The organism is Trichocoleus sp. FACHB-90 (assembly GCF_014695505.1).
Lineage (GTDB): Bacteria > Cyanobacteriota > Cyanobacteriia > Cyanobacteriales > FACHB-T130 > Funiculus > Funiculus sociatus.
This window is the reverse complement of sequence record NZ_JACJOK010000051.1, coordinates 115,591-122,856: the sequence shown is the minus strand read 5'-3', so window position 1 is coordinate 122,856 and position 7,266 is coordinate 115,591. Positions and strand designations below refer to the sequence as shown.

Annotated in this window: 6 protein-coding genes; 3 read left to right on the top strand and 3 right to left on the bottom strand. The window is 46.6% G+C overall.

Annotated elements, in window-relative coordinates; translation table 11 throughout:
* Nucleotides 1-246: 246 nt before the first annotated feature.
* Nucleotides 247-594, bottom strand: coding sequence for a DUF6717 family protein (locus H6F74_RS14550; RefSeq protein WP_190442279.1), 348 nt, complete (start codon nt 592-594; stop codon nt 247-249).
* 58 nt (nt 595-652) lie between these two features.
* Nucleotides 653-1,558 carry a nucleotidyltransferase domain-containing protein gene (locus tag H6F74_RS14545; protein ID WP_190442276.1) on the bottom strand — a complete coding sequence of 302 codons (906 nt, stop codon included), beginning with the start codon at nt 1,556-1,558 and terminating at the stop codon, nt 653-655.
* Nucleotides 1,559-1,746: 188 nt separating this feature from the next.
* Between H6F74_RS14545 and egtC the strand changes: the two genes are divergently transcribed.
* From egtC to egtD, 3 genes are all read left to right on the top strand, one after another.
* Entirely contained in the window at nt 1,747-2,538 is a 792-nt protein-coding gene (gene egtC, locus H6F74_RS14540) for an ergothioneine biosynthesis protein EgtC (protein ID WP_190442274.1), read from the top strand.
* Nucleotides 2,510-3,769 (top strand): ergothioneine biosynthesis protein EgtB, encoded by a 1,260-nt coding sequence (gene egtB / locus H6F74_RS14535; protein WP_190442272.1) that lies wholly within the window; start codon nt 2,510-2,512, stop codon nt 3,767-3,769. Before egtC ends, egtB begins: the two co-directional genes overlap by 29 nt.
* 239 nt (nt 3,770-4,008) lie before the next feature.
* Nucleotides 4,009-5,058 (top strand): L-histidine N(alpha)-methyltransferase, encoded by a 1,050-nt coding sequence (gene egtD, locus H6F74_RS14530; protein WP_190442271.1) that lies wholly within the window; start codon nt 4,009-4,011, stop codon nt 5,056-5,058.
* A gap of 175 nt (nt 5,059-5,233) precedes the next feature.
* On the opposite strand, the gene H6F74_RS14525 is transcribed toward egtD, so the two are convergent.
* A complete protein-coding gene (locus tag H6F74_RS14525; protein WP_199301235.1) occupies nt 5,234-6,985 on the bottom strand; it encodes an alpha/beta hydrolase in 1,752 nt (583 codons plus the stop codon).
* Between the last annotated feature and the right edge of the window lie 281 nt (nt 6,986-7,266).

Sequence of the window (7,266 nt, the reverse complement as noted above, 5' to 3'; positions counted from 1 at the left end):
ACCCAGTCTGGGGCTGCTTTTTTACTGCATCTACTTAATCACAATCAATCCCAGAATTCAAGCCCCGCAACAAATGTCACTTCTTATACCTATTCTGTTTCTGCTATTTTGATTAGCTATTTTTAACATTTTTACATAACAAGTTCGGTAGAGCCGTTGCTGCATTGTCGCCATAATTTATTTTAAGGGGAGGTAGAGCCTCCCAAGTTTCGTTACCCAGCTTACGCCTGGTAATGAGAAAACTACTCAGGAACGAAGTTTCTCCGCTTTGCAATAAAGTTTCATCGGCGCTTCGCTGAAGTATTTAAACAAAGCCGGACATAGCCACCCTTCCATGTTATTCGACTCCCAGCGATACCAGTTGCCATTGTATTCTTGTCTCAACAAAGTTAATTCGGCTTGATATCCGGGGAAAGGGTTTCCAGAAAACAAAAGTTTGAAACCTTTCTCAGCATTGGGAATGTCTTGAACGAGAATATCAATCATTTCTGGAATGCCGCTGACAAATGGCTCCCGTACAAGTCCAACTCGCTCATCATCAAATACCCAAGTGTACTCACGATAGGGGAAAATCACCATCATTGCGTTAGACATTAAATTAATCTCCTTTCAAATTTCTCTCAAAATTCTTTGTCTTTTTAGGGTTTAAAATCTAAACCATGCTTCTACGCGCCTTGATTAAAAAAGCATTAGCTTTTCCATAATCTGGACGTTCTGGCAGAGATGTCACGGCAAAAGCATCATCAAACTGCTTGTGCAAGCTTAAACGCCAAGCGGTGACTTCTTCCCAAGGAACTTCACCGTAGCGGATAGACATCAATTGTTGCCGATGTTCTTCGACGCGCACCGGGACAAAACCTTCTTTCAACACCGCGATGCCGGATAACAAGAGGCGAATTAAGTGCATGGCGTGTTTCCATTTGATTTCGCCTTTGGTGCGGATGTCTTGTTCAAGTTTTTTGAACTGAGACATCACATATCCGTTATATGTCTGATAAACTAACTGAGAGAGAAAAATAGACCGAATTGCCAGTAATTCCTCAACCAGGGGCATCGCCTTTTCTACCAGTGGCGTGTAAAGGCACTCTAAGACGTTCGGGTTTGCTTTGAGTGCGAGTGTCAAAAATTTCTGGAGTTCCCAATAGCATTCCTCGGTGTCTTTGTTGTCCAACTGCTCCGGGAGACCGTAGAGCGACCAGTGCATATTAGCTGGTGGTAAGTATATGCCGCGTCGGTCGATGTCGGAGTTGGCATCATCTAGACCGTAAGCTCTAGAACCGACGATACACCGGTAAATCACATAATCGTAAAGGTCGAAATCAGATAAGTAGGCTGCTGGTTGCAAACCTTCTTTTTGCCAGTCTTTACGGATGGTAAGTTCACTTCGGCGCAGGGATGCAACGCTTCCATCGGGAAACTCGACGCGATAGGCGTGGGAGTTGTCTTGAGGCGATTTAATGATAACGCCGACACTGCCGCGAGTATGCAGCGCCTCATCTTGAATATCGACGCGAGTTACTACCTGTGTTCCGACTGGCAAAATTAAGTTGGGATTCATGGGATGGGGGATGGGGGATTGGGGATTGGGGATTGGGGATTGGGGATTGGGAGGACTCTTACCCAGACCCTAGTCCCTAGTCCCTAGTCCCCTTCCCCCCCTATTACCTTTTTTTGCTGCCGTAGCCTAAGAGGACGTGCCTACAATGATTAAGGATTGTAAAAAAACTGGGAGCGATCGCTTTCTCTATGTGCCGTATACTAGGCTACCTTGGCGCACCGATTATCTTGGACTACCTTTTGTCCAAACCAGAACACTCGCTGATTGTTCAAAGCTACCAACCCCGCGAGATGACCTCTGGCGTTGTCAGTGCTGACGGTTATGGGATTGGCTGGTTTCACGCACAACGCGAGACAGAACCTTTTGTTTACAAAAATTTGCTGCCCATTTGGGATGATATTAATCTCAACAGCCTCGGTAGATATATTGAGTCAGGTTGTGTAATGGGTAACGTTCGCAGCGCTACCACTGGTCAGTCGGTGGATTTGAGTAACTGCCAACCGTTTCGAGGGGAGAATCTGTTATTTACTCATAACGGTTTCATCAAAGACTTTCGCAAGACGCTATACAGACCGATTAGGGATCAATTGAGCGATCGCATCTACCAATCTATCGATGGTACAACCGATTCCGAACATATGTTCGCTCTAATGCTCAATAACTTGGCATCTACCCCTGGTATGACTTTGGAACAAGCAGTTTACAAAACCTTGACCACCATCGCTGAATTAGCCGAAGCTCATCAAACATCAGTTTCTGCCAACATTATTGTCAGTGACGGACATCGCATGGTCGCCACTCGCTATGCGACTACTTCCCCCGCTCCCTCCCTCTACTGGCTGCGCGACGATCCTATCTTCCCAAAAGCAGTAGTTATTGCCTCTGAACCGTTGTTTACTAGCAACTGGATTCGTTTCCCAGAAAATACCATTTTGAGCGTGGGAGAAGACCTTGAAGTTCAAATCGATCAATTCTTGTAGAGAGGCAATTTATCAGGGATTGCAGCGCTGCCGTACCGGAACTTTAGCGCTGTTTGAAGGTATAAACCACGACACCTTTTGTCGTCAAGTGCATCCCGACTTCAGCCCCATCGGTTGGCATCTCGGTCACATTGGCTACACCGAGTCTCTTTGGCTACTTAATCGTTGTGCTAGGAAACCGCCTGCGTTCACCGAATATCAACGCTTATTTGCTGCTGATGGCTTACCCAAAGTAGAACGGGTTTATTTACCAACACTTTCCGAAATTTGCAGCTACCTGGACACCGTAAGAGAACAGGTATTAGATTACCTGGAAGTAGCGCCATTAGACGAGCAAGAACGCCTCTGGCGCTGGTTAATTCAGCATGAAAGCCAGCATAGCGAAACCGTGAGCTTTGTGCTGCAATTGCAACGCTGGCAGATGCCCCAAGTGGGATCTCTTGTGGCATCTGGCTTGCCTAATCAAGGGCGGGTATCTTATCCACCCCTGAAGCAATCTGAAATGATTGAAATCCCGGCGGGTGAGTTTGCGATGGGTAACGAATCTATCGATGCTCTGGATAATGAAAGACCAGTTCACAAAGTATATTTAGACACCTACTGGATTGACCGCTACCCCGTCACCTGCGGGCAATATCGCGAGTTCATCCAAGCGGGAGGCTATCGGGAAACCTGTTGGTGGAGTCATGCTGGGTGGAAATGGCTGTCTGAGAATCCTGTCAATCAGCCGCTATATTGGGCAGAAGACTCAGCTTGGGATAATCACCCTGTCTGCGGTGTCAGCTGGTACGAAGCTGAAGCTTATGCCAGATTTGTTGGTAAGCGTTTGCCAACAGAGGCAGAGTGGGAAAAAGCAGTCAGTTGGGATGAAACAGCCCGTTGTCGTCGCACTTATCCTTGGGGGGAAGAACTAGATGTCCACCGATGCAATCACGATAATGCTGCGGGACAAACGACACCAGTAGATGCTTATCCAACTGGGCAAAGTGCTTATGGTTTGCAAGATGCTTTAGGTAATGTTTGGGAGTGGACATCCACTTGGTTCGATGGCTATGACGGGTTTGTAAGTTACCCTTACGCTGGTTATTCCCAGGCTTATTTTGATGGACATCGGGTGTTGAGGGGTGGCAGTTGGGCGACTCGTCCTTGGGCTTTGCGTTGTAGTTTCCGCAACTGGTATCATCCTGACGTGCGTCAGATTTTGTCTGGGTTTCGCTGTGCTAAAAGTTAATTCATCCTCATTCCTAACCCTTCTCTCCTAGCGGGAGGAGGGGTTGGGGGTGAGGGCGGAGACTAACGTGGGTTAAGGGTTAAGCTGTTCGTCAAAGATAAGAATCGACACTAAACAAGCATCAATTTGAAACATCTAACTAAGGCGTGTTTTTATTGGAGCTAGGTTTGTGTTTCACTAGCTGACGGTTGTAGTGAATTGTTTTAAAGCGCGATCGCTCCCACACAAACGGAGGTTTAATGTCAATTTCTAAAACTGCAAGCAGTAAAATTTCTTCCCAGTACACTATTGAAAAACGCTTGCAGATAGAGCATCTACTTAGCCCCACGCCATCAGAGTTAAATAAACTCGATCCGGGTGACGATGTTGTTCAGGGGTTGACTCAAACTCCCAAAACTCTGCCGCCACGCTATTTCTACGATGACAAAGGATCGCAACTGTTTGAGCAAATCTGCGAGTTGCCGGAATATTACCTAACACGCACAGAAACGGCAATTTTGCAAGAGTATGCCGGGGAAATTGCCCAGATGACTGGTGAATGTGAACTGGTGGAACTGGGAAGCGGTAGTTCTACGAAAACCCGCATTCTGCTAAATGCTTACCAGGACATGGGTGAGAGGCTGCGCTATGTGCCGATTGATGTCAGTGCGGGGATTTTGGAAAGCAGCGCCAGAGAGCTTTTGGTAGACTATCCATCTCTTCAGGTTCATGCTAAGTGCAGCACTTATGAACTGGCATTGGCACGACTGTCCCCAACTGGGCTGTCTAGTCGGATGATATGTTTTATTGGCTCTACGTTGGGAAATTTGACTCCCGAAGAATGCGATCGCTTCTTTTCCCAAATTACAAATGCCCTCCAGTCGGGCGAGTATTTGTTACTAGGAATAGACTTAGCCAAGCCTAAACATTTGTTGGATGCAGCCTATAACGATAGCTGTGGCGTAACGGCGGCGTTTAATTTGAATATGCTGGAGCATTTGAATCGGCGCTTTGATGGCAATTTTGACATCTCAGAGTTTGAACACTGGGCGTTTTATAACGAAACTCAGCAGCAAATTGAGATGCACTTGAGGAGTAAGCGATCGCAAACTATCCAGCTTCGCGCCCTCAACTTAACGATTGAGTTTAGCAGCGGCGAGACAATTCTTACCGAAATTTCCCGCAAATTCGATCTCAAAACTATGCAGCAGTATCTCCAAATACAAGGTTTAAAACCGCTGCAAGTTTGGACAGATCAACAGCAGTGGTTTGGGTTATTGCTTTGCCAGATGCAACCTTCCGTTTCGTAGGATGTTAACCTCTCCCCAACCCCTCTCCTTTCAGGAGAGGGGCTTTGAGTTGTTCCCCCTGCCCTTGTAGCTGAGGGGGTTAGGGGGTTAGGTCTCCCTGCCCTTGTAGGGAAGGGGGTTAGGTTTGCCTTAAAAACTTAACCATATTAAGCCTTTGTTGGGTTTCTAGCTAGAACTAGCGGAAACCAGCGATCGCTTGTTCCAACTGAGTTGCTGTCAGAGACTTGATCAGAGTCAGGTTAAATGGAATTTGACTGATAGCATTAACATAAGGCTGACTTAGGTAGGGGCGGTATTCTGGCTGATTACTCAGATGAGTTTTAAAAAAAGCCGTCGAGAGCGCCCTGAGTTGGGGACGAGCTAAGGCAGGATCTGAACCAATCAATTCTGGTGGGACAGGCAACACCCCTTTTTTTCCGCCAAGATAAGAGAAGTGAGTGGCGTTTTGGGCCATAACCAAATATTTCTGGGGCGTTGTTAGCCAGGTAAAGGGGAAAATCTGCTCCGGTACTGGTGGCGTAAACAAATCCTCAACACCTGCAACCAGCATGACGGGAACTTGAATTTTACTTAATCCCTCCTGTCCAAAGATAGTGCTACTCAGGGGATTTACTGCCAGCACCGCTTTCACCCGTTCATCTTGCAAATTATAGTTTTGGGGCGGTAAATCGGTACTTCGACACTGTAGCAGCAGTGACAAATTAAAAGATGTATTGTTGAGTTCAGATTGATTGCACACCTGACGCAGCTTTTCAAAGTTGAGTGCAGCACCCCCAAGAGCTAGAACCGTATAACCGCCAAGCGATTGACCAATTACTCCTACCTGTTGCACATTCAGCCTTCCTTTCCAAGCTGGGTCAGACTCAGATTTTTCCTGAAGTTCATCCAGTAAATACTTGACATCCAAAGGGCGATTAATAAATGTGGTGGGTTGCGGGGGTGTATCAAAACCAGTCAAGAATCGTTGAAACTTTTCGGCACTCGTATCAGGATGCTCCACCAGTGCCACTGCAAAGCCCCAAGATGCCAAATGTTCAGCTAGATAAGCAAAGGTATTGCGGTCTGAGGCAACACCGTGAGAGATGACAATTACAGGGGCAGTTGTCTGGAGTCCTTGAGGCAAGTAAATATCGGCAGGAACCGAAAGTTCCCGATTTGGGTTGTTAAAGGTGATGGTTTCTTTTCGCCATCTAAATTGCCCTGAAACCCGTAAATCTGGCTGTGGTAAAGATGTTAAAGTCGTTGCTACTTCATCTGCCGCCTGCTGTTGAATGCTGTTGACGATTAAATCCCGCCTTGCGAATAAATAAGACACCTGTCTAATTGCTTGGAGACTTAGTTGCCGGTCTAGGCGGATGGTACGCAGGGGGAACTGATGCAGTATATTTACGAGGGTTAAGCCTTCTGGGTCAGCAGCAGCCTGAATGAAGGCGGATCGTAGGGCATAAAAACCATTTTGGTTAAAATCAGCTTTCAAGACTTGCCCCAAACGCCTCAATATTTGTTCTCCAATCGGCGTGTAGGTAAATTGAGAGATAGTAATAGGGCCTACATCAAGGCGTCTTTGCAATAACTCCCGCAGTAAAGCGAGTTGTTCTGGTTTGACACGATTGGCATAAAAGGCAAATTCTGGGGTGATTTTGCCTTCTTTCGCAAAGATTTCTAGGTCTTTAATGGAAATATAGAACTCGCCAAAGGGAGGGTAAAAGAAGGCAATTCTCTCGGCACCGAAAGCAGGAATTGCACTCAAAGCTGTGGAGAGTATTCCCAAGCATAGAGAAAAGAAAAAACGCGAACCCCCCACAGGGGCCTTCCCTTTGGGCGATCGCATCTTTTGAAGCCAACTTCTGTTTTTCTTATGCCCAGCAGGGGAGTTCTGTTGCTTAAATGGAGAGGTTGCACGATCTTGACGAGGAGAAGATGCCATCTGGGTATCCAATAAAGTTGATTAGGGGATGCTAGATATCTTCATTGTCTTTACTCCTTGTGCTTCACCCATATCCCCAACTTTAGTGGAGTTTTAAGAGTCCCAAGTTCAGCTAACGCTAAAAATCCACACCCTGCGTAGGAAGGAAACCCAACAAATGCTTCTGGGTGCTGGGTTTCGCATCCAAGCGGCCAACCTACTAGGGCGACAAGCTTAATTTGCTAGGTTTGCTGAGGGATAAAAAGCTTGAAATGTAACCTTTTCCACACTTGTTCAACCCA

Excerpts from the sequence above, each read along its gene's own strand:
- H6F74_RS14550 (WP_190442279.1), bottom strand. The coding sequence starts at position 594 with ATGTCTAACGCAATGATGGTGATTTTCCCCTATCGTGAGTACACTTGG.
- H6F74_RS14545 (WP_190442276.1), bottom strand. The coding sequence starts at position 1,558 with ATGAATCCCAACTTAATTTTGCCAGTCGGAACACAGGTAGTAACTCGC.
- egtC (WP_190442274.1), top strand. The coding sequence starts at position 1,747 with ATGTGCCGTATACTAGGCTACCTTGGCGCACCGATTATCTTGGACTAC.
- egtD (WP_190442271.1), top strand. The coding sequence starts at position 4,009 with ATGTCAATTTCTAAAACTGCAAGCAGTAAAATTTCTTCCCAGTACACT.
- H6F74_RS14525 (WP_199301235.1), bottom strand. The coding sequence starts at position 6,985 with ATGGCATCTTCTCCTCGTCAAGATCGTGCAACCTCTCCATTTAAGCAA.